Source organism: Mycobacteroides sp. LB1 (assembly GCF_013449725.1).
Taxonomy (GTDB): Bacteria; Actinomycetota; Actinomycetes; order Mycobacteriales; family Mycobacteriaceae; genus Mycobacterium.
In genome coordinates this window covers 205,925-226,209 of sequence record NZ_JACCFF010000001.1, presented here as the reverse complement: position 1 = coordinate 226,209, position 20,285 = coordinate 205,925, and the positions used below count along the sequence as shown (strand labels likewise).

The 20,285-nt window shown below is 64.2% G+C and carries 25 protein-coding genes; 11 read left to right on the top strand and 14 right to left on the bottom strand.

Annotated elements, in window-relative coordinates; all coding sequences use genetic code 11:
- Positions 1–33: 33 nt before the first annotated feature.
- The gene (locus tag MLB1_RS01130; RefSeq protein ID WP_180747922.1) at positions 34–1,188 is read left to right on the top strand and encodes an acyl-CoA dehydrogenase family protein; all 1,155 of its coding nucleotides are present in this window, start codon (positions 34–36) and stop codon (positions 1,186–1,188) included.
- Positions 1,189–1,194: 6 nt separating this feature from the next.
- The gene (locus MLB1_RS01125; protein ID WP_180747921.1) at positions 1,195–1,743 is read left to right on the top strand and encodes a GNAT family N-acetyltransferase; all 549 of its coding nucleotides are present in this window, start codon (positions 1,195–1,197) and stop codon (positions 1,741–1,743) included.
- Here the strand turns inward: MLB1_RS01125 and lexA are convergent.
- Positions 1,740–2,414, bottom strand: coding sequence for a transcriptional repressor LexA (lexA, locus tag MLB1_RS01120; RefSeq protein ID WP_180747920.1), 675 nt, complete (start codon positions 2,412–2,414; stop codon positions 1,740–1,742). The genes MLB1_RS01125 and lexA overlap by 4 nt on opposite strands.
- A 229-nt stretch (positions 2,415–2,643) precedes the next feature.
- Between lexA and MLB1_RS01115 the strand changes: the two genes are divergently transcribed.
- Both MLB1_RS01115 and nrdR read left to right on the top strand, forming a co-directional pair.
- Complete coding sequence (locus MLB1_RS01115) at positions 2,644–3,132, top strand: LysM peptidoglycan-binding domain-containing protein (protein ID WP_180747919.1); 489 nt, start codon at positions 2,644–2,646, stop codon at positions 3,130–3,132.
- A gap of 130 nt (positions 3,133–3,262) precedes the next feature.
- Complete coding sequence (gene nrdR / locus MLB1_RS01110) at positions 3,263–3,727, top strand: transcriptional regulator NrdR (RefSeq protein WP_180747918.1); 465 nt, start codon at positions 3,263–3,265, stop codon at positions 3,725–3,727.
- Positions 3,728–3,753: 26 nt separating this feature from the next.
- On the opposite strand, the gene MLB1_RS01105 is transcribed toward nrdR, so the two are convergent.
- From MLB1_RS01105 to sthA, 4 genes are all read right to left on the bottom strand, one after another.
- Positions 3,754–4,437, bottom strand: a complete 684-nt coding sequence (locus tag MLB1_RS01105; protein WP_180747917.1) for a PhzF family phenazine biosynthesis isomerase — start codon at positions 4,435–4,437, stop codon at positions 3,754–3,756.
- 86 nt (positions 4,438–4,523) lie between these two features.
- Entirely contained in the window at positions 4,524–5,597 is a 1,074-nt protein-coding gene (locus MLB1_RS01100; protein WP_180747916.1) for an alpha/beta fold hydrolase, read from the bottom strand.
- A 54-nt stretch (positions 5,598–5,651) separates the two neighbouring features.
- On the bottom strand, positions 5,652–6,677 hold the full coding sequence (locus tag MLB1_RS01095; RefSeq protein WP_180747915.1) for a PAC2 family protein: 1,026 nt from the start codon (positions 6,675–6,677) through the stop codon (positions 5,652–5,654).
- A gap of 139 nt (positions 6,678–6,816) precedes the next feature.
- Positions 6,817–8,235: a Si-specific NAD(P)(+) transhydrogenase gene (sthA, locus tag MLB1_RS01090; protein WP_180747914.1), complete on the bottom strand. Its 1,419-nt coding sequence runs from the start codon at positions 8,233–8,235 to the stop codon at positions 6,817–6,819.
- 122 nt (positions 8,236–8,357) lie between these two features.
- On the opposite strand from sthA, the gene MLB1_RS01085 reads away from it, so the two are divergent.
- Complete coding sequence (locus tag MLB1_RS01085) at positions 8,358–9,101, top strand: hypothetical protein (protein ID WP_180747913.1); 744 nt, start codon at positions 8,358–8,360, stop codon at positions 9,099–9,101.
- Between the two features lie 86 nt (positions 9,102–9,187).
- Here MLB1_RS01085 and MLB1_RS01080 read toward each other — a convergent pair whose 3' ends face one another.
- Together MLB1_RS01080 and MLB1_RS01075 are read right to left on the bottom strand one after the other, a co-directional pair.
- Positions 9,188–10,297, bottom strand: coding sequence for an alanine/ornithine racemase family PLP-dependent enzyme (locus tag MLB1_RS01080; protein WP_180747912.1), 1,110 nt, complete (start codon positions 10,295–10,297; stop codon positions 9,188–9,190).
- Positions 10,294–11,469 (bottom strand): DUF1611 domain-containing protein, encoded by a 1,176-nt coding sequence (locus MLB1_RS01075; protein WP_180747911.1) that lies wholly within the window; start codon positions 11,467–11,469, stop codon positions 10,294–10,296. Before MLB1_RS01075 ends, MLB1_RS01080 begins: the two co-directional genes overlap by 4 nt.
- Positions 11,470–11,842: 373 nt before the next feature.
- Here MLB1_RS01075 and MLB1_RS01070 point away from each other — a divergent pair, with 373 nt between their 5' ends.
- Positions 11,843–12,880, top strand: a complete 1,038-nt coding sequence (locus MLB1_RS01070; protein ID WP_180747910.1) for a DUF4192 domain-containing protein — start codon at positions 11,843–11,845, stop codon at positions 12,878–12,880.
- Between the two features lie 16 nt (positions 12,881–12,896).
- Here MLB1_RS01070 and MLB1_RS01065 read toward each other — a convergent pair whose 3' ends face one another.
- The 3 genes from MLB1_RS01065 to MLB1_RS01055 form a co-directional block, all read right to left on the bottom strand.
- Positions 12,897–13,583: a metal-dependent transcriptional regulator gene (locus MLB1_RS01065; protein WP_180747909.1), complete on the bottom strand. Its 687-nt coding sequence runs from the start codon at positions 13,581–13,583 to the stop codon at positions 12,897–12,899.
- Positions 13,584–13,717: 134 nt separating this feature from the next.
- Positions 13,718–14,689 carry a sigma-70 family RNA polymerase sigma factor gene (locus MLB1_RS01060; RefSeq protein ID WP_180747908.1) on the bottom strand — a complete coding sequence of 324 codons (972 nt, stop codon included), beginning with the start codon at positions 14,687–14,689 and terminating at the stop codon, positions 13,718–13,720.
- Positions 14,690–14,836: 147 nt separating this feature from the next.
- On the bottom strand, positions 14,837–15,229 hold the full coding sequence (locus tag MLB1_RS01055) for a DUF3099 domain-containing protein (RefSeq protein WP_180747907.1): 393 nt from the start codon (positions 15,227–15,229) through the stop codon (positions 14,837–14,839).
- A gap of 25 nt (positions 15,230–15,254) precedes the next feature.
- On the opposite strand from MLB1_RS01055, the gene MLB1_RS01050 reads away from it, so the two are divergent.
- Complete coding sequence (locus MLB1_RS01050) at positions 15,255–15,491, top strand: DUF3039 domain-containing protein (protein ID WP_180747906.1); 237 nt, start codon at positions 15,255–15,257, stop codon at positions 15,489–15,491.
- On the opposite strand, the gene MLB1_RS01045 is transcribed toward MLB1_RS01050, so the two are convergent.
- The gene (locus tag MLB1_RS01045; protein WP_180747905.1) at positions 15,488–16,450 is read right to left on the bottom strand and encodes a YihY/virulence factor BrkB family protein; all 963 of its coding nucleotides are present in this window, start codon (positions 16,448–16,450) and stop codon (positions 15,488–15,490) included. The two genes, MLB1_RS01050 and MLB1_RS01045, sit on opposite strands and share 4 nt — an antisense overlap.
- Before the next feature lie 62 nt (positions 16,451–16,512).
- A complete protein-coding gene (locus MLB1_RS01040; RefSeq protein ID WP_180747904.1) occupies positions 16,513–16,707 on the bottom strand; it encodes a hypothetical protein in 195 nt (64 codons plus the stop codon).
- Positions 16,708–16,869: 162 nt separating this feature from the next.
- Between MLB1_RS01040 and MLB1_RS01035 the strand changes: the two genes are divergently transcribed.
- The 4 genes from MLB1_RS01035 to MLB1_RS01020 all read left to right on the top strand — a co-directional run bounded on the left by MLB1_RS01035 (position 16,870) and on the right by MLB1_RS01020 (position 18,869).
- Entirely contained in the window at positions 16,870–17,247 is a 378-nt protein-coding gene (locus MLB1_RS01035; protein ID WP_180747903.1) for a DUF952 domain-containing protein, read from the top strand.
- Between the two features lie 62 nt (positions 17,248–17,309).
- Positions 17,310–18,206, top strand: a complete 897-nt coding sequence (locus tag MLB1_RS01030) for a DUF692 family multinuclear iron-containing protein (protein ID WP_180747902.1) — start codon at positions 17,310–17,312, stop codon at positions 18,204–18,206.
- Positions 18,199–18,627 carry a hypothetical protein gene (locus tag MLB1_RS01025; RefSeq protein ID WP_180747901.1) on the top strand — a complete coding sequence of 143 codons (429 nt, stop codon included), beginning with the start codon at positions 18,199–18,201 and terminating at the stop codon, positions 18,625–18,627. Before MLB1_RS01030 ends, MLB1_RS01025 begins: the two co-directional genes overlap by 8 nt.
- Positions 18,624–18,869: a hypothetical protein gene (locus tag MLB1_RS01020; RefSeq protein ID WP_180747900.1), complete on the top strand. Its 246-nt coding sequence runs from the start codon at positions 18,624–18,626 to the stop codon at positions 18,867–18,869. The genes MLB1_RS01025 and MLB1_RS01020 overlap by 4 nt, the downstream gene beginning before the upstream one ends.
- Here the strand turns inward: MLB1_RS01020 and MLB1_RS01015 are convergent.
- Both MLB1_RS01015 and MLB1_RS01010 read right to left on the bottom strand, forming a co-directional pair.
- The gene (locus tag MLB1_RS01015) at positions 18,866–19,558 is read right to left on the bottom strand and encodes a sterol desaturase family protein (protein ID WP_180747899.1); all 693 of its coding nucleotides are present in this window, start codon (positions 19,556–19,558) and stop codon (positions 18,866–18,868) included. The two genes, MLB1_RS01020 and MLB1_RS01015, sit on opposite strands and share 4 nt — an antisense overlap.
- A complete protein-coding gene (locus MLB1_RS01010) occupies positions 19,555–20,283 on the bottom strand; it encodes a GntR family transcriptional regulator (RefSeq protein ID WP_180747898.1) in 729 nt (242 codons plus the stop codon). Before MLB1_RS01010 ends, MLB1_RS01015 begins: the two co-directional genes overlap by 4 nt.
- Positions 20,284–20,285: the final 2 nt, after the last annotated feature.

The following is a 20,285-nucleotide window of genomic DNA, read 5'->3' as shown; positions in this document are numbered from 1 at the left end:
GCCGAGTACGTAAACCCAAACCGGAAGGTGATCATGGCCGGCGCCGTTAAGTTCACACGCACCATCTTCGAACCCGAGCACGAACTGTTCCGCGAGTCGTTCAAGACCTTCCTTGCTCGGCACGCCGAGCCCTACAGGGAGGAGTGGGAGGAGAACAAGATTGTCGACCGCTCCCTCTGGGTTGAGGCTGGCAAACAGGGCTTTCTGGGCACCGACATGCCCGAGGAGTACGGCGGCGGCGGCCTCATCGATTTCCGCTACAACGCCATCATCGGCGAAGAGGTCACCAAGGCCCGGCAGTCGGGTATCGGTTTCACTTTGCACAACGATGTCTCGGGCCCGTACTTCCGTGACCTGGCCAATGACGAGCAGAAGGCGCGCTGGTTCCCCGGATTCTGTTCCGGTGAGCTGATCTCGGCGATCGCCATGACCGAGCCGGGCACCGGTAGTGACCTGCAGGGCATCAAGACCCGGGCCGTCAAGGACGGCGATCATTACATTCTCAATGGCTCCAAGACCTTCATCACCAACGGCATCAATGCCGACCTGGTGATCGTGGTGGCGCAGACCGATCCCGAGAAGGGTGCATTGGGCTTCAGCCTCATCGTCGTGGAGCGCGGTATGGAGGGTTTCGAGCGCGGCCGCAAGCTCGACAAGATGGGCTTGGATGCGCAGGACACCGCCGAGCTGTCCTTCACCGATGTGCGGGTGCCCGCTGCCAACCTGCTGGGTGAAGAAGGCCAGGGCTTCGTGTACCTGATGCAGAACCTGCCGCAGGAGCGCATGTCGATCGCCGTCGTGGCCGCCGCTGCCATGGAAACCATGCTTGAGGCGACCATCCAGTACACGTCCGAGCGTAAGGCGTTCGGTAAGCCGATCAAGAGCTTCCAGAACAGCCGCTTCCTGCTGGCCGAGCTCGCCACCGATGCCACGATGATCCGGATCATGGTCGATGAGTTCATCACCCTGCTCAACAAGAAGGAACTGAGTGTCGAGCAGGCCGCGATGGCCAAGTGGTACAGCACCGAGAAGCAGGTTCACCTGATCGACCGCTGCCTTCAGCTGCACGGTGGCTACGGCTTCATGCGTGAATACCCGGTCGCCCGCGCCTTCATGGACTCGCGCGTCCAGACCATCTACGGCGGAACCACCGAGATCATGAAGGAGATCATCGGGCGTTCGCTCTAGCGCCTAATGATCATTCGTGACGCGGCTGCGGACGACGCGGCCGCCTGTGCGGCGATCTATGCGCCGTATGTGACCGATACGGCCATCTCGTTCGAGGAGGTGCCGCCGTCGGATGTCGTTCTTGCCGAACGCATCCGGTCGGCGGCCCACCGGCACGCCTGGCTAGTGGCCGAGGATGGCGGCGAGATCCTTGGTTATGCCTATGCGGTGCCATGGAAATCGCGCACCGCCTACCAATGGGCGTGTGAAGTTAGCGTGTACGTGGACGGCACTCGGCACCAGCGGGGGACGGGGCGCCGGCTCTATTCTGCGCTACTCGATCGGCTCCGCGATCTGGGTTACCGCACGGTGCTGGCCGTAGTGGTGGTGCCCAACGCGGCGAGTGAAAAGCTGCACCGAGCAATGGGATTCGAGCAGGTTGGGCTCTACCGGAAGATCGGGCACAAGCTAGGCGCCTGGCACGATGTCGCGCATTTCCAGATGTTCCTGCCGTCTCCGGACGGCAGGAACACAGAGGATGGCAGTGCCCCCGGGGCGCCGCCGGGCGCAGCCTAGATCTTGCGGAGGACGGTGACGACCTTGCCGAGGATGGCGGCGTCATTACCGGGGATCGGCTCGAACAGTGGGTTGTGCGGCATCAGCCAGACTTGACCCGCTGTCCGCTTGAATGTCTTGACAGTCGCCTCACCGTCGATCATCGCGGCCACGATATCGCCGTTGTCGGCGACGTTCTGTTGGCGGACCACGACCCAGTCGCCATCGCATATCGCGGCGTCGATCATTGATTCGCCGACCACCTTGAGCAGGAACAGTGATCCCTCGCCGACCAGCTCGCGGGGGAGCGGGAACACGTCCTCCACGGCCTCCTCGGCCAGGATGGGCCCACCGGCGGCGATACGCCCCAGGACCGGCACGAATGTCGGCTCGGGCAGATCGCCGGAACCGGCCACGTCAGTGGTGGCCGATGTCCTCTGTAGATCGCCAATCCCTCGCACATCAACGGCACGTGGGCGATTGGGGTCGCGTCGCAGGAAGCCCTTCTGTTCGAGCGTGCGCAGCTGATGGGCGACCGAAGAAGTGGATGTGAGGCCGACGGCGTCACCAATTTCGCGGATGCTCGGGGGGTAGCCCCGCTCATTCACCGATGCGCGGATGACCTCCAGAATGGTCCGCTGGCGCTCTGTCAGTGAACCGGTGGCGGATCCCTTGCTGGGTGTATCGCTCATGGGCCCGAATCTAGACCTGTCGACCTCTTTTATCAAACATGTGTTCGATGCGTGTCGCATTTTACGTCTCCGTGGCCGGCTGGCGTGGTGATTGGCGCTGGTCAGGGGCACTTGTCGGTGGTGGATGCTACAAATCGATCACATGTTCGGACATCGAACACATGATCGAGTACATTCGAACATAAGAGCGAACGGGCCTCCCGATCGACAGGACAGGAAGGGCATACAGATGAGCACAAACGTTCTCACCACACGCCGTGAATACACGCCACGCGAGTGCGCCCCGCAGGCACGTGCGTACAGCGCGCAATACCCGCTGACGCAACGTCGTGCGCTGCCTGTGCGCACTGTCGCATACCGGAGGCCCGCCGGCCGGCCGGTTGCGTACCGAGGCACCGGGGTTCGAGTCTCGACCGCAGTGCATCATCGCCGGCCGGTGAGCCTGAAGGCCACCGTCGTCGTTGCGGTGGGCGCTGCGGTGGCGACGATGTGGCTGCTGATGCTCGGACAGGTCAGCGCCGCCGGAATCGGAGGATCCGGCCTGCCGGATCGTGTGGCGGTAGTCCAGGTCGCTCCAGGAGAGACCCTGGCTGACGTGGCCTCGCGTGTCGCACCGGATGCGCCGCGCGCGGCGGTGGTGTCCAAGATTCGTGAACTGAATGAACTCGATTCAGCGACAGTGCAAGCGGGTCAGACGTTGGTTTCCCCGGTCGGCTGATCGGCGCACGGACGTGACCTTCGAACGAGCCGGAGCACGGGTATCCTCGACACCGGTCTGGGCGCGCTGCACTGTGCGTCAGCCCATCCAGACCAACGACTTGGAGTCTAGAACCGGCGAAGGAGCAGTAATGCACTGTCCGTTCTGCCGTCATCCCGACTCACGCGTTGTCGATTCCCGCGAAGCGGATGAAGGTCAGGCGATCCGTCGACGGCGCTCATGCCCTGAGTGCGGCCGTCGTTTCACCACCGTCGAGACCGCTGTGCTGGCCGTCGTGAAGCGCAGCGGCGTCACCGAGCCGTTCAGTCGCGACAAGGTGATCAAGGGGGTGCGTCGGGCCTGCCAGGGGCGTGATGTCGATGACGACGCACTGAATCTCCTCGCCCAGAAGGTTGAGGATGCCGTCCGGGCTGCCGGATCCCCGGAAATTCCCAGCAATGAAGTAGGTCTGGCCATTCTCGGCCCGCTCCGCGATCTTGATGAGGTCGCCTACCTGCGCTTCGCTTCGGTATATCGCGGATTCAGCTCAGCCGAAGACTTCGAGCGCGAGATCGCCGCACTGCGGGCCCACCGGGACGCACCGACGGCATCCTGACCTTTTGGTCGTGCGCTCTGGCTGCTCTAGTCCAACGTCAACGATTGATCGGCGACGACGTGGCCGCCGATCGTCACCCAGCCCTCCGGGCTCCACTGCGTGAGAATCTGCGATCCCTTGCCCTGATTGATGATCAGGTCGCGGCTCAACAAGTCGGTCAACCGCGCTGCCACCGCCCCGGTCGCTTCGTCCTCGGCGAGACCCAGGTCGGAGGCGAACACACGTGATCGCACCAGGCTGGCGTTGCGGTCCTGCCAGGCCCATACGCAATGCAGCAATTCATCCGCGTAGTCGGCGGGATCGGCGGCTTCCACATCGGCGGGGGAGTCTGACTCGTGGAAGTCGGTCTCCGGGGCCCACTCGGACCGTGCCCGTATCCACGTGCGATCGTCGTAGTTCACCTGGAGGACCCCCGCGGGGACCTGCAGGGTATTGACCGGCGTCCCGCGTTCGCGCAGCCACCACGCCAATCCCACGGTCGGATGTCCGGCGAAGGGGAGTTCGGATGCCGGAGTGAAGATCCTCAGATGTGCGGTGTTGGATCCTTCAGCAGGAAGATCGACGAAAACTGTTTCGCTGAAACCAAGCCGGGTGGCGACCTCCTGGCGTTCCGTCGCGGCCACGTCGGCTGCGTTGACGATCCCCAGGGGATTGCCGAACTTGCCTGTCTCGTCGGTGAATACGCGAACAACCGCAACAGCAACGCTCATTCTTCGACTCTACGTCTCCCGAGCGCTCCGTACTCGGGTACCCGTGAACTGCGGAAACCTCTAACAGCGCTTGGTCTCTCGTGCGATTAGGTAGCGCTGCGTTCGTCGGTGCCCATGGCGTCGAGTACTGCCATGCGTGTGCGAGCGGCCCCGCTGATCGCATGTTCGGTGACGCCGGTGCGCAACATGCGGCGTAACTCGGCCTCGTCGTACTCGGCGGGTTCGGTGGAAGCGATGAACTGGCGAACGATGCGGATGAACCGCTCAGGGTCGTCATGGAACGGAAAATGTCCCGACCGGTCAAAGATCTCCAGGGTGGAGCCGGGCATCGCGGCGTGTGCGAAATGGCCATGGCTGACGGGAATGACCAAATCGTCGCTACCCCAAATCAGCTGCACGGGAACCGATTCAGTCAAATAACATCGGTCCAGCATGGTCACCACCTGGCCTCGCCAATCCACCACGGCACGCAGTGTTCGGGTGAATGCGGCCGAGGCCCGGGGTTCGGGGAGATCGGAGAGAACCCGCAGCACATCGGGGATATCGCGTGCCATTCCCGCGCGGCCCAGCGTCGCTCGCGCCAAGGCGCCCGTGAGCCGAACGATCGGCATGGCCAGCGGCAGTCTCAACAGCCCGAGCGCATCGCCGACGAAGGGCAATGATGCGCAACGCAATACGATGTTGACGTCCTTGGTGACCCCGCCGGGCGAGACCAGGATGAGCCGCTCGACGAGATGGGGGAACTGGTAGGTGAACTGCATCGCGACGCCGCCACCGAGCGAATGTCCGACTACCGTGACCTTCTCGATGTCCAGTACGGCCAGCAGGTCCCGCATGCCGTTGGCGTACGCCGCCACCGAATAGTCGGCGCGTGGCTTGTCCGACTGGCCGTGCCCCAGGAGGTCCGGAGCGATTACGGTGAAATGCTCGGCGAGCTGCGTGTGGACACTGTCCCAGGTTGCCGAGTTGTCGCCGATCCCGTGGATCAGCAACACCACAGGTCCCGATCCCGCGATCCTGAAGGCGCGACGGTAACCGTGGATTGTGCGGAACGCCAGCCGCGGCCGCAATGCCGCATCGACGGCAGGTTCCGCCTTGTCGCCAGTATCGGCGTGCCCGGCATCCGGCACCGGACGCAATAGGCGCGGTGGTGGATTCATGTGGAGTATTTTCACCCGTCGCCGCAAATTTGGCGCGGTGAGCGCATAACTCGGCTAGAGAATCGGTCCGTCCGCCGTCGGATTGGTCGGGTCTTCACCGAACTTGGCCTGCTCGGCGAGGAACTTCTCGAACTCTCCGGCCAATTCGTCGCCGCTGGGCAGTTCCTCGTCCCGCGCCAGCAGAGAGCGGTTCTCCTGTGCCGACACAAAGGCGTCGTATTGGCGTTCCAGCGCGTGGACCACCTGGGCTACCTCGTCGCTACCGTCCACCTGATCGTTGATCTGGTTGCGCACCTTGGCGGCCGCCTCGGTGAGCTCCTGCAGTGGCAGATCCAGATCGCCGGTCCTGGCCACTTCCTCCAGTAGGCGTTGCGAGGCCTCCGGGTAGTCGGTCTGCGCCAGGTAGTGCGGGACGTGGACGGCGAAGCCGACGACGTCATGGCCGTGCTGAGCGAGTCGGAATTCCAACAGATTGGAGGCGCTGCCCGGCACCGTCACCTCGTCGATCCAGCCGGGATGCTCCTCCAGCGTCTTGCGGTCGTTACCGTGCGCGGTCAGGGTGATGGGGCGGGTGTGCGGAACTGCCATCGGAATCGCGCCCAGCCCAATGGTTTTACGGACGCCGAGCTGCTCGGCCAGCAGCCGGATGGCGTTGACGAACCGTTCCCACTTCAGGTCTGGCTCCAGGCCCGCGAGCAGCAGGAACGGCGTGCCCTTGGTGTCCTTGAGCGCGTACAGATTGAGCTCGGGGGTGGCGTACTCGGTGAAGTGATCGCTCTTGAACGTCATCAGGGGTCGACGCGACCGGTAGTCGAGCAGATCGTCGATGGCGAACGACGCCACCAGCTCACTCTCAAGGGTGCTGCGCAGATGGGTGGCCGCCAGTCGGACAGCGTGGCCGGAGTCGGAGAAGCCCTGCAACGCGTGCACCAGCACCGGGCCGCGGCCGTCGGGGGACGATAGTTGTGGACCGGGAAACTCCAGCTCGTACATGCTGGATGAGCCGCTTGCGCGCAGACCGTCCGAACCCGTCTGATCGGGTCGATACGGTCGCTGCTCTCCGTCGTCAGTGCCTGACATCGCTTTCGCCTCCCTTCGCGTCCTTGTCCTACCAGTGTCCCTTACCGGCAGACAAACGGCGAATGTACCTGCGGGTGTCAACGGCCCAGACGGGATGCTAATTCCGGGAACAGGGAGTATTCGCCGAGCGCGAAATCCCTCAGATCTTGAACTGGTTGAGCGCGCGGATCTTGTTCATCACGTCGAGCGCGGCCACCTTGTATGCCTCGGAGAAGGTTGGGTAGTTGAACACAGCATCGACCAGGTACTCAACAGTGCCGCCGCAACCCATCACCGCCTGGCCGATGTGGACCAGGTCGGTCGCATCGGAGCCGAAGATGTGTACCCCGAGTAGTTTCAGATCCTCGGTGGACACCAACAGTTTGAGCATGCCGTAGGAATCTCCGGCGATCTGCCCGCGCGCCAGTTCGCGGTACCGCGAGATACCCACCTCGTAGGGGACCGAATTCTTGGTGAGTTCAACCTCGGTGGCGCCCACATAGGACACTTCGGGGATCGAGTAGATGCCGATGGGCTGCAGATCGGTCATGCCCTTCGACGGCTCGCCGAACGCGTGGTAGGCCGCCAGGCGGCCCTGGTCCATCGAGGTGGCCGCCAGCGCGGGGAACCCGATCACATCGCCTACCGCGTAGATGTGGTCGACCTTGGTCTGAAAGTTCGCGTCCACCCAGATCCGGCCGCGGTTGTCGGCCTCCAGGCCCGCATGGGCCAGGTCTAGCTGATCGGTCTGGCCTTGTCGCCCTGCCGAATACATCACGGTATCGGCCGGGATCTGCTTACCGCTGGCCAGTGTCGTCAGGGTGCCGGAGTCGTTGACGTCGACGGTGGTCACCTCCTCGCCGAAGCGGAATGTCACCGCGAGGTCCCGTAGGTGAAAGCGAAGGGCCTCAACGACTTCGGGGTCGCAGAAGTCGAGCATCGTGTCGCGTTTCTCCACCACGGTCACCTTGGTGCCCAGGGCGGCGAACATCGACGCGTATTCGATGCCGATGACGCCCGCACCGACCACCACCATCGAACCGGGGATGAAGCGCAAATCCAAAATGCCGTCCGAATCGAGAACGCGCCGCTCGTCGAAGGCCACGCCATCGGGCCGGGCGGGTTTGGTGCCGGTGGCAATCACGACGTAGTCGGCATGGAGTGTCGTGCGCTCGCCGCGAGAGGGTTCCTCCACCACGACGGTGTGTTCGTCGACGAAGTGGCCGATCCCGGTGATCAGGTCGATGCGGTTGCGCAGCAGCTGGGACCGCACCACCTCGACTTCCTTGCGGATGACGTGTTCGGTGCGGGCCAGCAGATCGTCGGGGGTGATGTTGGCCTTGACTCGGTAGCTCGCGCCGTACAGCTCGCGCTGGTTCATCCCGGTCAGATACAGCACGGCCTCGCGCAGCGTCTTGGACGGGATGGTTCCGGTGTTGGTGCAGACGCCGCCGAGCATCTTGTCGCGTTCGACCACTGCCACCGTCTTACCCAGCTTGGCCGCGGCAATGGCGGCCTTCTGGCCACCGGGGCCGGAGCCGATGACGACGAGATCGTAAGTGGGGGTGTCTGCAGCCATGGGAGTACTCATACGCCGGTTCGCCGAATCGCGCATGCCGTCCGCGTCACGACCACGTGAACAGTTGTCCCCACCAATCTCGCGCGCGCCTCCTCAGACCCGGGGTATGCCGATGGCAGCATGTGAGCGTGAAGGCATCGCGGCTGGTAGCGACGATAGTTGTGGCTGGGTGCTGCGCTGCTGTGTGCTTGTCGGCGCCCGCGTGTACGCGGGCGATCGATGGTTCCCCCGTTGAGGGTGCGGGTGGCGCGCCTGGCCCACTGACAACTGCCACCACGACGCTGCGGGCACCGGCGGGCCCGGTGGGACCGCTGCTACTGGCGCCTACGGACTTCCCGCACCAGTATCCAGCCACCACGTTGGACCCCGATGCCGCAGGTTTGGCGCTTCGCGATATCCGGGGTGTGCCCGATGCCGCGACGGTCGCGCCGGCTGCCTGCGCGCCCGCGCCCGTTCCCGCCGTGCCGCATGATGCGGCGGTGGTTGTGGGGACCAACGACTCCGACAGCTCGAGCATCACGGTGGCGGTGTTGCGCGTGCCAGAGCCGCTCGCCACTTACAAAACCCAGGTGGAGCGTTGTACCTCGTTCACCTTCACCGGTACGGATCAGATCCAGAGCACGGTGACGGCATCTCAGGCGGTGGCGCCGCCCATCAATGCCGACGATTCGGTGGCGGTCAACCAGACGGTGTCCCCGGCGGGGGTCGGTAGCGGCAGCCGGACCACGCTGTCATTGATAGCGCAGATCGCCGATATCCGAATCCAGGCCACGTACATGACTTTTCAGGGAACCGAGCCCGACGCGGTGCTCCTGGATCAGGCCTTCACCGCCGCCGTACTCAAGGTGCACGACACCTTCCGCTGACCGGCAGCCGTGAATGCGGCCGTAGGCACTGAAGGTGGGGAAGGCGGGTCGGCACCGGCATCAGCGGCCGGTACCGAGCGGGCGATCTAAACCTGGATCGGCGTCGGCACCCGGGTCGCCTCGGGTGCGACGGAACGGCCAAGGTGCTCGATCTTGGTGACGAAGGGCGATGTCATCGCCCGCACGAGCGCGCCGTAGCCGACACCGAAGCCGATCTCGTCGCCGACCGCGGCGGGGTGATCGCCGAGGTCGACGATCAGGTGGTCGCTGCTCATCCCGAGGATTGTGATGCCAGCGGGCGGTTGCAGCCCGTCCACGTCCACGTCCTGGCGACCGAGGGCCAGTATTGCTTGGTGCACGGTCTTGCAGCCGGTGCGGGCAGGCGCTTCGCCAAAGGCCGCCTGAGCGCGATCGCCCCAGGGCTGAGCAGGTTTCATGGCGACCTCGATGATCTCGGCGGTCAAGGTGAAGGCGTCCGTGTGAAGGCCGGGGATCGGTGTCCGATACAGCGGGTCGACACCGAGAAGGATGGCTTCGCCGAGTCGGAGCTCGTCGATCCGGCCGACGTCATGGGTGTGCAGAGCCCAGTTCAGGTTCGCCGAGTTGCCGCCAGAGATGACGTCGAGCGTGATCCCGTGCAGTGACTCGATGTCGTTTGCGAGCCCGGTGAGGATGCCCATGTTGCGGTCGTCGGGCACGACACCGTTCTGACAAGCTAGGTTGGCGCCGATCCCGACGAGCCGCAGCGAGGAGTGACCGAGGACGGCCCGCACGGCCTCGGGGGCGTCGTCGAGTGCAATGCCCTCACGCAGGTCACCTAACTCGACCATGAGTAAGACGGCGTGCATCCTCTTCTGCTGGGATGCGGCCTGATCGAGCGCCGCCAGCACGACAGCTTCGGTATTCAGACTGATGTCGGCGACGTCAACGATCCGTGCCACTTGGCTGAGCATGGGTGAGCGGATCAACGTGCGTAGCGGTAATCGGTCGAGCCTGGCCAGCCGAGCGAGGTTCGGCACCCGGGAATCACCGAGGCCACAGACGCCGCCCCGCAGCATCGCCGCGCCGACTCCCGGCGAGCCCAACACGGCCTTGGTGATCCCGGTGACCCGGATGCCCGTCAAGGCGAGCCGGTCAACCAGGATCCGCGTGTTCTGCTCGAGCTTGTCGAGATCGGTCTCGAGCCGAAGCGTCACACGGGGGTGGCGGTGTCGGCCACCACCGCGAGCGCGGGGAAGGCCGCCAGCACCATGTCGACCAGATCCGAGGAGGGGCGCGTCAGGGGGTCGGTTACCGGGAGGCCGAGCCGCGAATGATGCTCGGAGATCGCGGTGCTCAGTTCTTCGTCGGTCATCTCTTCGTGGTTGATCGTGACTCCGATGACGCGGGTGTCGGCGAACGCCTCGATCAGCGCGATCTCGCTGGCCGCAGTCGGCATCGGCACCATCGGGAAGTCGCCGAGCACCTTGCGCTTCGGCGCGTGCTGCACGATCACGCCGGCTGGTTGGCTGCCGCGCAGGATGTGAGCCGACGTGATGTACGCGGGGTGGCTGAGCGCGCCTTGGCCCTCGACCACGATCACGTCGGGGTCTTCACCCTCGAACGCGGCGACGACCTGGTGCTCGACCTCGCCCGAGCAGAACTGGGGGACCAGCGCATCCAGCGCGACGCCGTACTTCCCGCCCTGGATCAAGGTGGTCTGACCGGTGCCGACCATGACCGCTTTGATACCGCGCGCGTTGAGCGCCTGGACCAGCAAGGTGGCGGTGGTGCGCTTCCCGATCGCCCCATCCGTACCCAGGATCGCGATCCTGGGGCAGGTGACATCGAAGATCCGGCCGGAGAACAGGTGCAGGTCGCGCTTAGCCTTGGGCCGGCGCACATCGGTGATGGTGACGCTGGCGATCACGGCTGCCGCAGCGAACTCGGCGTCGTCGTTGAGGAACTCGTGTAGGCCGTTGATGATGTGCATCCCGCGGGCAATGCCATCGAGCAGCACGACACGCTGCTCGTTCGACAGCAGGCCGTCGGCAGGCGCCACCCCACAGATCAGGTAGTCGGGTACGTGGCCGGCGTGAGCTATGGACTCGGCAAGTGACGCCAGCACCGGGATGCCGTTGGCGGTGCCGTCGAGGAAGTTCCCGGCATCCACTCCGGCGCGGAGGCTGTCGATGACGCTGAGGATTTCGTACTTCTCCGAGTGCCGGACCAGGCCGTTGGCGGTTTTACCGTCCTGCTCGCCGAACTGGCCCTCGCAGTAGACGATCGCGGTGGAACCGGCAGGCAGAGCGAAGGGATTTGCGGGAAGGATCGACTCGCTGTGTTCGGACGCGTTGAGAGACGAGGTACCGCTGGTGAGCGAAGACATAAGATCCTCTGAGAAGTCTCAGAGAAGGCGACGGGATCGAGGCGGGGCGGTGAGCCCAACGTCCAGCGAGTGGTCTGCCCTGAGGGTCGGCAAGATTACCGACATGTTAATGATACCCGATCTGCGCTGGCTGTCCTGTTTTCGTTGACCCTGAGCCATGCGGTGCGTCCGCACGCCTTGACCGGGAGCAAGACGATATGCGGGCAGCCTGACCATCACCGCCGTACTCAAGGTGCACGACAACTTCTGCTTAACGACGGCAGTTTCGGGCGTCTCGTCCACAATTCCCGCGATATCCACAGATCGTCGGACGCGCCCCATAACGCGAGGTCGTCTTCGGGGCGGTGACGGCCGTCGCTGTGACCCTGCGGTCATGACATCGCTCATTCCCGGGCTCCCCGGTCGGCCCGACTTTCGACTGAACCGGCCCTCCGCCCTGATCGCCGCATTGCCGGCGATGCTGGGATTCGCCCCCGAAGACTCCCTCGTGGTCGTCACGCTCGCCGATGGGCTGGTCGAGGCGATATTGCGGAGGGACCTCTGCGATCTTCATGACCCGGATGGCGAGGCCTTCGCGGCACTGGCCAAGGTGGTGGGTTTGGGTCCGACCGATGCGGTAATCGTGGTCGTTATCAGTGCGGATCTTGACGATCTGGAGGCCGGTGACATCATTCGTCGGCTGGCCAAACACATGGAACCTCACGGCATCTCGTTACTCGCGGGCCACACGGTGGACCGGGTCGCCCCGGACGGGTGGTGGCGGTGCTACGACGGGTGCGGTGCCGGCGGGCCCGTCGACGACCCGGGGTGTTCACCACTCACCGCGGCCGCGGTGCTGGCGGGCAGGACCGTGCATCGCCGCCGCGAGGATCTCGTGGCGATGATCGCGCCCACCGACGGTCGCCGCACCGCCGTCCTGGCTGACTCACTACGACGGTCATTCCGGAGGCAGGGTGACGAAGGGGTGCAGGACCGGCGCGCGGTGAGTCGCATCATGCGGGCGGCCTGTCGGACGGCAGAAGGCAACCCGCTGACGAACCGCGAGGTCCTTGCCATTGCGCGTTCCCTGACCGTCCTCCGCGTTCGAGACACGGTGTGCGCATTGGCTGTCGGTGTGTTGGCGGTCGATGTGGAGCGGCTGTGGATGGTGCTGAGTCGGCTGCTTCCGGCGCCATGGCGGGCGGAAGTGTTGGTGTTACTGGGCTTCAGTGCCTATGCGCGCGGCGACGGTCCGCTGGCGGGTGTTGTGCTGGATACCGCTCTCACGCTCGATTCGGGTCACAGGCTGGGGCAGCTGCTGATGTCCGCGCTGCATTCCGGCATGCGTCCCGATGAGATTCGCACCCTGGCCGATACCGGTTTCCGGCTTGCCCACGAAATGGGAATCAGCCTGCCCCCCAGGGAGATCTAGAAATTCGGCGCGCAGGTCAGACCTTCTCGACCATGACGGCATGTGCCATTTCGTGCGGCAGTTCAACGCTTTCATGACCGGGAATGACGATGATGACGCCGTCGGGAGAGGACTCCACGGTGACGCGGGCGTTGGGCACGATACCGGCGTCCTTGAGACGGGACAGCAGCCCGGTATCGGCCTGCACGTGCTCTGCCAGCCTGCGTACCACTACGGCAACCTGCGACCCCGCCTGGATCTCGGTGAGTCGCACCGCGCTGGCATGCTCGGACCGGTCGCCGGTGACACCGAGCTCGGACAGGCCCGGAATGGGGTTACCGAACGGTGAGGTGGTCGGGTTGTTGAGCACCGTAAGCAGGCGTCGCTCGACATCCTCGCTCATGACGTGCTCCCAGCGGCACGCCTCGGCGTGTACGTCCTCCCAGGGCAATCCGATGACATCGACCAGCAGGCACTCGGCCAGCCGGTGCTTACGCATCACCGAGACCGCGAGCGCGCGGCCCTTGTCGGTGAGTTCGAGGTGGCGGTCGCCGGCGACGTTCAGCAGGCCGTCGCGCTCCATCCGCGCCACCGTCTGGCTGACCGTCGGGCCGCTCTGCTCCAGCCTCTCGGCGATGCGGGCACGCAGCGGCACCACGCCCTCTTCCTCGAGGTCGTAGATCGTCCGCAGATACATTTCTGTCGTATCGACAAGATCGTTCACCACTCGCCCCTTACGGTCGTGCTCAGTCTACCGATGTACAACGCAAATCGGGGCGCTGCGCTTCCGATGAGCCGCTTACGCGAAGAGCATCGGGCTAAATAACGCAGCGCCCCGAGGGCAGGGTAGTGGGTGAACTAGCTTGCGTACGAACGCAGGCGCTCGGCGCGGTCGCCGTGGCGCAGTTTGTTCATGACCTCGCGCTCGATCTGGCGCACGCGCTCGCGGGACAGTCCGAACAGCTTGCCGATCTGATCCAGCGTGCGTGCCTGTCCATCATCGAGCCCGTACCGGAGCCGGATGACCTGCTGTTCGCGTTCGTCGAGGGTGGACAGCACGCTGCGCACATCGGAGTGCAGTAGCTCGGCGATGACGGCGTTCTCCGCCGACATGGCCTCTGTGTCCTCGATGAAGTCGCCGAGCGGCGCTTCCTCGTCGGCTCCGACCGGCATGTCCAGGCTCACCGGATCCCGGCTGTGGTCCAGCAGATCCCCGATCTTCTCCACGGGAATGCCGGACTCCTCGGCCAGTTCCTCATCGCTGGCCTCGCGACCGAGCCGCTGGTGCAGTTCGCGTTTGATGCGGGCCAGCTTGTTGACCTGCTCGACGAGGTGAACCGGCAGGCGGATGGTGCGGCTCTGATCGGCCATACCGCGGGTGATGGCCTGACGAATCCACCACGTCGCGTACGTCGAGAACTTGAACCCCTTGGCGTAGTCGAACTTCTCCATCGCCCGGATCAAACCCAGGTTGCCCTCCTGGATGAGGTCGAGCAGCGGCATGCCGCGGCCGGTGTAGCGCTTGGCGAGCGACACGACCAGACGTAGGTTCGCCTCCAGCAGGTGGCTGCGCGCGGCACTGCCCTCGCGCACGATGACTGCCAGGTCGCGTTTACGTGCTTCGCCGAGTCGTTTCTTGGTGTCCAAAAGGTGCCGGGCGTACAGCCCCGCCTCGATCCGTTTGGCCAGCTCGACTTCGTCCTCCGCCGTGAGTAGCGCGGTCTTGCCGATGCCGTTCAAATACACTCGCACGAGGTCGGCGGCTGGACTTTGAGCGTCCAGATCCTCGGACTCGGTGGTGCGGGCCGGACGGGTGGTGGCGTTTGCCATCGCTGCCTCCTAATTGATCCGTAGCTCTCATGTGGTGCAACGCTCGGTCGGCCCAGAAAGTTCCTGAGGTTCCCAAACAGCGGTGTCACTGACCTGCGGATTCATCGTCGACAGCTGAGAATGTCCTGAGAATTGACATAGCTGTACCTAAGACGAGCCGGCGGAGTCCTCCGGCGGGGTGTGCGGTTGCGGCGGGGAAGCGGGATCAATCGCTCTGCGCTCTGCGGTGGGGAACAGCGGGTGGTGCTGCGTCTGGGGCCCGTAACGGCGCGGCTCCTCGGACTTCCGGGGAGGCCGGTCGTTGGCGATCAGCACGGCCATCCATGGCAGTGGGATCGATGCCGCCAGGATGGCCAGCGAGATCCACCCGTTGTGCCATGCGCTGTAGGCCCATGCGGCGCCGATCAGGGCCGGAATCCGGAACGCCATGAGCGACAAATAGCGGCGTACTCGGGCGCGATGTTGGTCCTCGACCGAGTACGCGGCCGCAGTGATGAGTACTGGTCGGCCGTCGTCATCGAACGACAGCTCTTTTCTCATGCCTCCACTGTTGCACAATGAACACATGGACACGCAGACGATCGAGCGTCCGGACACCACCGTCGACGAAAGCACTGATAGCGATACGCCCAAGGTCTTCCATTACGTCAAGAAAGACAAGATCGTGGAGAGCGCGGTCATGGGGAACTTCGTCGTGGCCCTCTGCGGTGAGGTTTTCCCTGTCACCCGGTCGGCTAAGCCCGGCTCCCCGGTGTGCCCCGACTGCAAGCGCATCTACGAAATGATGAAGCGGGAGGACTAGCAGCCCTCAGGGGAGTCCTTTGGCGTCACCTCTGCTGGGCTGTTCTGGCCATTTTGGGGGCTCAGCCACTCGCGCAGCTGCCGCGCGTGGGTCGCCCCGGCCGGCCAGCGCTCCTCGATGGCGGCGTTGAGCTCCGCACCCAGCACGATCGCGAATCCGAGCATGAAAGCGAATAGCAGGAACGCGATCGGAGTGGCCAATGCGCCGTAGGTGTAGCCCGTCCGGGTGATCCAGTTCAGGTAAAACCGCAGCCCCAGGCTGGCGATTACAAAGAATGTGACCGCCAGCAGCGCGCCGATCAAAAGGCGGTGCGAAGGAAGCGGTTTGGGTAGGGATACCCGGTATAGCAGCGCCACCAGGGCCACCAGCGCGATGCCCAGGAGAGGGGCGTAGCCGTACCGCAGCAGCCCGTTCCATGAGTCGGGCACGATCTCGGCGATCCGCTTCGGTCCCAGTGCGATGACCGGCAAGGTCACCACCGCCATCGCCAGCGCGGCGACGTACAGCCCCAGCGCAAAGAACCGCTGACGAACGGGGTGGCGCAGGGGTGTCTGGTCGTGCGCCTCGACGACGGAGTCCACGAAGCTCGATATCGCCGACGATCCGGCCCACAGCGAGATGACGAACCCGATCGACACCACCTCACCGCGCCCATCACGCATGATGTCGGTGACCGTCGGCTCGATGATCTCCGCGACCACGCTCTTGCTGAACACGCTGTTGGCCACCCGCAGCAGTCGCTCTTGGATCTCGGGCAGCGTGTCCGGACCGAACAGCGGTCCGACGAACGTCAAGCTGCCGAGGATGCCGAGCAGCAGTGGCGGTAGCGATAACACCTGCCAGAAAGCAGCCTGGGCCGACTGCGCGAAAATCGAGTCGTCCCAACTCTTTACGGCGGTGCGGCGCATAACGTGGAGGACGTCCCGACCTATCGAGACATGGCGCGGCTTCTCACTCATGGCCACACCAGCATTCCTGATGGGGCGGTCAGAGGTGACTACCGGGGGTGAAACCGCGGTGACTAATCCTCGACAGCGCTGCTGATGTACAGAACCGCCGACATGGCGGTCAGCCTGTCGGAGTGCTCATTTGCATGATGCCGGCAAAAAAGCAGCTCGGCTCCGGAGGGGAGCGTGGCGCGAACCCGGGCAGCCGCTCCGCAACGATCGCAGCGGTCAGCCTTCGTGAGTTCTGGACTGGTCAGAGTTGCGTTCATGGCTCCTCCGTAATCTCTCCTCCGCTTTGCGGTCCGGTGAACCGCTCGGCGCCTATGTATGTACTTTGTCAGACGTTTGGGGGGTTTCGGTTGTTCCCCATGTGTCTCCGGTGTGTCGCGGCTCACGTCCGTTGTGTTACTGGGCTGAGGCAGGCTGGTGTGATGTATTCGACGTCGCCGAGCGAACCCGAACTCGTTCACATGTGTTCGGTCGAGGAGTGGGCACTGGCGCGCGAACGGGGAGAGCATCGGCCCACGTCACTGGCCGAAACCGGATTTATTCACCTTTCCGCGCCATACCAGGTTCACCTTCCGGCCAACCGCTTGTATCGCGGAAGGTGTGATCTGGTCGTATTGTCTGTCGCCCTGAATCTGCTCGACTCTCCGGTACGTTGGGAACCGGGTGTGCCCAGCGACCCTGAATCGATGTTGTTTCCTCACCTGTACGGCCCACTGCCGATCGCCGCAGTTACTTCTGTGGCTACATTCCGGCCGGGATCGGACGGCTTTTTCAAGCCGCTGGCACCTAGCACTTCCTAAGCTACCAACGTGGTAGCTAGACTGACCTAGTTCGTTGGTCTTTAGATAAGGGGGTAACCGCGGTGGCCTCTTCAAATCACCCGCTTACGACCGTGCTGGCCGATGAGCCCGCGGTCGGTGCCTCGTGGCGTCCCGAGCTTGCTGGAATGTTTAACCAGGGTGCCGTCACGGATGACGCCCTCAACCTCGCTTTCACCGAGATCGTCGCCGAGAACTTTCGCCCCGGACAGCTACCCGTCGAACTGATGCGCCTTCGTGAGGCCGGCACCGTTGTCGTGCCACATGGTGTGTCACTGGGTCTTGCCGGGGCCGACCTGCCGGATCCCAAGCGCGTGAAGCACCTGGCCGCTCTCGCCGCCGAGCTGAAAGCTCCTCTGGTCAGCGAGCACGTGGCCTTTGTGCGGGCAGGCTTTGAGAGCGACCGGCGCAGCGGTGCGCTGGAGGCGGGCCACCTGGTGGCTCCGCCGCGCACCACATTGGCCCTAAATGTGCTGGTGGACAACGTGTCCCGGGTCCAAGACGACCTCGGCGTGCCGCTGGCGCTCGAGAATGTGGCCACCACGCTGCAGTGGCCCGAGAACGAGCTCAGCGAGCCCGATTATCTGCGCGAACTGTCCCGGCGCACCGGCTGCTGGCTGGTGCTCGATGTTGCCAACCTCTACGCGACTGCGGTGGCCTCGGGTACCGATCCCGTCGCTATGCTGCGCCGATTCCCCATCGAGCGTGTCGCGTACGTGCACATCGCGGGCGGCCGATTTGAGGGCGACCTGTACTGGGATACCCATGCCGACACCATCATCGATCCGGTTGCCGATTTGCTCACCGAGCTCGTGGTGCTCACTTCGGGACGCAGCTTGGGCGTACTGATCGAGCGCGACGGGTCGATCGACGAAGCGAGCGTCAGCGCGGACCTTTCCGTGGTCCGGCAGGCGATCAAGGCTGGTGTCGTTCATGCTTGACAACCGAGAGATGCTGCGGCGCCGTCAATTCTCGGTGCTGTCGGATTTGCTCGCCGGGAATGCCCCGTCGGGATTCGATGAGTACACGGCGTTGACCGCGGGTGCGCAGCTGCGTATTAAGCGTCGCTTCGACACCGCCAAGGCGCTGCCCTGGCTCGCTGAACTGCCCAACTGGGAACACGAATTCGAGCAGTACGCGCGGTTGCACGCGATGCAGTGCTGTGTGCTGTGTGATGCCAAGGAATTCCGCCAGTACACCTACGAGTTGCCGCATCTGCGCAACTGGATGATGGACCGCGAGGTCGCCGAGGGTCTTCGTCGTATTGCCCTGGTGCGCCGCGGTGGCCGTCGGGAACTTCAGATCGCGTTTGGAAAGAAGTTGCGCTACTTCGCATTACGGCCGGAGCGGGTCGACGCGTGATCGTCGCGATCATCGTCATTGCGACGGTGATTCTCCTGCTGATCATCGCGGGCGCCGTTGTCGTGTCGTCCAATTCCGGAAGCCGGCCGCGCAGCGGGGACGGTTCCTCAGGTAACGGGTACACCGGTTACTCGGGTAGCGGCTGCGGTGGTGGCAACAGCGACTCCGGCAGCGGTCACAGCGGCTGCGGTAGCGGATCAAGCGGTTGCGGCGGCGGCAGCAGCTGTGGCGGCGGAAGCTAGCCGATTATGCTGGGCGCGTGCAGATTCCGCACCGTTGGTGATGACTGGACTTGCTGCGGATCGGGGTAGGTTCCCAGTAGGCGGTCGGCCGTTCCCGAGCTGGTGACGGTGAACCAGTAGTTTTCGTTCTTGAAATGGTGGTACCGGTGGTTTCGCCATACCGCGCGATAGATCGCGTGACGCGGTTTGTAGTCGGTGTGGACGAGGTAGTGGATCCACTCGTAGAACACCAGGAACAGTGCCACAGTGAGCGCGAATGTGAGTCCAAGTCCAGTGCGCGGGAACGCAAATAGTGCGATTGCGGTCAATCCGGCGATCACCACGACCAGGCTGGGCCATGGGATGAACACCAGGGGGATGTCCCGGGGATCCTGGTGATGAAGACGGTGGTCACGGGCAAGCCGGGAATCGACGGTCACCGGTCCGACTGAACGCGGACGCCAGTGCAGGATGCCGACGTGGATCAGCCACTCGGCGACAGGCGAGATGGCCACGAGCAGGATGGGTGTGATGGCATCGATGATTGTCCAGCCGCCCACAGTGATTCGCGCGCCAAGCAACGCCGCGGACCACGCCACCAGCATCCATGGGGTGGGGTGTTTGGCGAACTCGACAAAGGCATCGCGCAGGGTCATGCCCTTGCGAATCGCGGTGTTCGACCTTCTCGGAGTAGGTGATTCAGAAGTCATTTCTGGTTCTCCATCTCGAGTAGGAGATTGTCAAAGGCTTTGGTGCCCAGGGCGAGCATCGCCGCGGCGGCCTCCTGCGCGGCATCGGGATCTTCGTCGGCGATCGCATCGGCGAGCGCTCGGTAGTGGCCGATATCGCCGACCTCGGCGGCCATGATGTTCACGAGCACATCCAGCGCCCTCACATACGAGTCGCGCATGGTGTTGAACACCAGCCGGAAGGCAATCGAATCTGCGGTGTCGATAACCAGCTCCCAGAACGCGAGCGCCTGCCACATTCGTTGCAGTGGATCACTTTCCGATTCCAGATCGGTGGTCATGGCACGCAGGCGATCGGCGACGCCGGGATTTTGGCGAGATCGTTGCGCGGCCAGTCGCGCCACTTGGGGGCCGATGATGGCCCTTGCCTCGATGACGCTGGCAAGCGTGCGGCGGTCCACATCGCCGCCATAGGCGAGCAATAGTGGCAGCACGTCGAAACCGGCCTCGCTGCGGTAATCCCGGATCACCGTCGACCCGCCCTGGCGGATGTGAATCAGGCCCGAGCGCTCCAGGCGGCCCAATGCTTCGCGGACCGCGGTGCGGGACACCCCGAGGGCCTCGGCAAGGGCTCGTTCACTGGGCAGGGTGTCGCCGGGGGTGCGGTCACCGGTGAGAACCTGCGCCGCGAGCTGACTGAATATCTCGTCGGGTATCGACTGACGGGCGATCGGCTGCAGTGTCATGT

Bases quoted from the DNA above. Each gene is read 5' to 3' on its own strand.
- MLB1_RS01130 (WP_180747922.1), top strand. From the start codon at position 34: ATGGCCGGCGCCGTTAAGTTCACACGCACCATCTTCGAACCCGAGCAC.
- MLB1_RS01125 (WP_180747921.1), top strand. From the start codon at position 1,195: ATGATCATTCGTGACGCGGCTGCGGACGACGCGGCCGCCTGTGCGGCG.
- lexA (WP_180747920.1), bottom strand. From the start codon at position 2,414: ATGAGCGATACACCCAGCAAGGGATCCGCCACCGGTTCACTGACAGAG.
- MLB1_RS01115 (WP_180747919.1), top strand. From the start codon at position 2,644: ATGAGCACAAACGTTCTCACCACACGCCGTGAATACACGCCACGCGAG.
- nrdR (WP_180747918.1), top strand. From the start codon at position 3,263: ATGCACTGTCCGTTCTGCCGTCATCCCGACTCACGCGTTGTCGATTCC.
- MLB1_RS01105 (WP_180747917.1), bottom strand. From the start codon at position 4,437: ATGAGCGTTGCTGTTGCGGTTGTTCGCGTATTCACCGACGAGACAGGC.
- MLB1_RS01100 (WP_180747916.1), bottom strand. From the start codon at position 5,597: ATGAATCCACCACCGCGCCTATTGCGTCCGGTGCCGGATGCCGGGCAC.
- MLB1_RS01095 (WP_180747915.1), bottom strand. From the start codon at position 6,677: ATGTCAGGCACTGACGACGGAGAGCAGCGACCGTATCGACCCGATCAG.
- sthA (WP_180747914.1), bottom strand. From the start codon at position 8,235: ATGGCTGCAGACACCCCCACTTACGATCTCGTCGTCATCGGCTCCGGC.
- MLB1_RS01075 (WP_180747911.1), bottom strand. From the start codon at position 11,469: ATGTCTTCGCTCACCAGCGGTACCTCGTCTCTCAACGCGTCCGAACAC.
- MLB1_RS01070 (WP_180747910.1), top strand. From the start codon at position 11,843: ATGACATCGCTCATTCCCGGGCTCCCCGGTCGGCCCGACTTTCGACTG.
- MLB1_RS01060 (WP_180747908.1), bottom strand. From the start codon at position 14,689: ATGGCAAACGCCACCACCCGTCCGGCCCGCACCACCGAGTCCGAGGAT.
- MLB1_RS01055 (WP_180747907.1), bottom strand. From the start codon at position 15,229: ATGAGAAAAGAGCTGTCGTTCGATGACGACGGCCGACCAGTACTCATC.
- MLB1_RS01050 (WP_180747906.1), top strand. From the start codon at position 15,255: ATGGACACGCAGACGATCGAGCGTCCGGACACCACCGTCGACGAAAGC.
- MLB1_RS01045 (WP_180747905.1), bottom strand. From the start codon at position 16,450: ATGAGTGAGAAGCCGCGCCATGTCTCGATAGGTCGGGACGTCCTCCAC.
- MLB1_RS01040 (WP_180747904.1), bottom strand. From the start codon at position 16,707: ATGAACGCAACTCTGACCAGTCCAGAACTCACGAAGGCTGACCGCTGC.
- MLB1_RS01035 (WP_180747903.1), top strand. From the start codon at position 16,870: ATGTATTCGACGTCGCCGAGCGAACCCGAACTCGTTCACATGTGTTCG.
- MLB1_RS01025 (WP_180747901.1), top strand. From the start codon at position 18,199: ATGCTTGACAACCGAGAGATGCTGCGGCGCCGTCAATTCTCGGTGCTG.
- MLB1_RS01015 (WP_180747899.1), bottom strand. From the start codon at position 19,558: ATGACTTCTGAATCACCTACTCCGAGAAGGTCGAACACCGCGATTCGC.
- MLB1_RS01010 (WP_180747898.1), bottom strand. From the start codon at position 20,283: ATGACACTGCAGCCGATCGCCCGTCAGTCGATACCCGACGAGATATTC.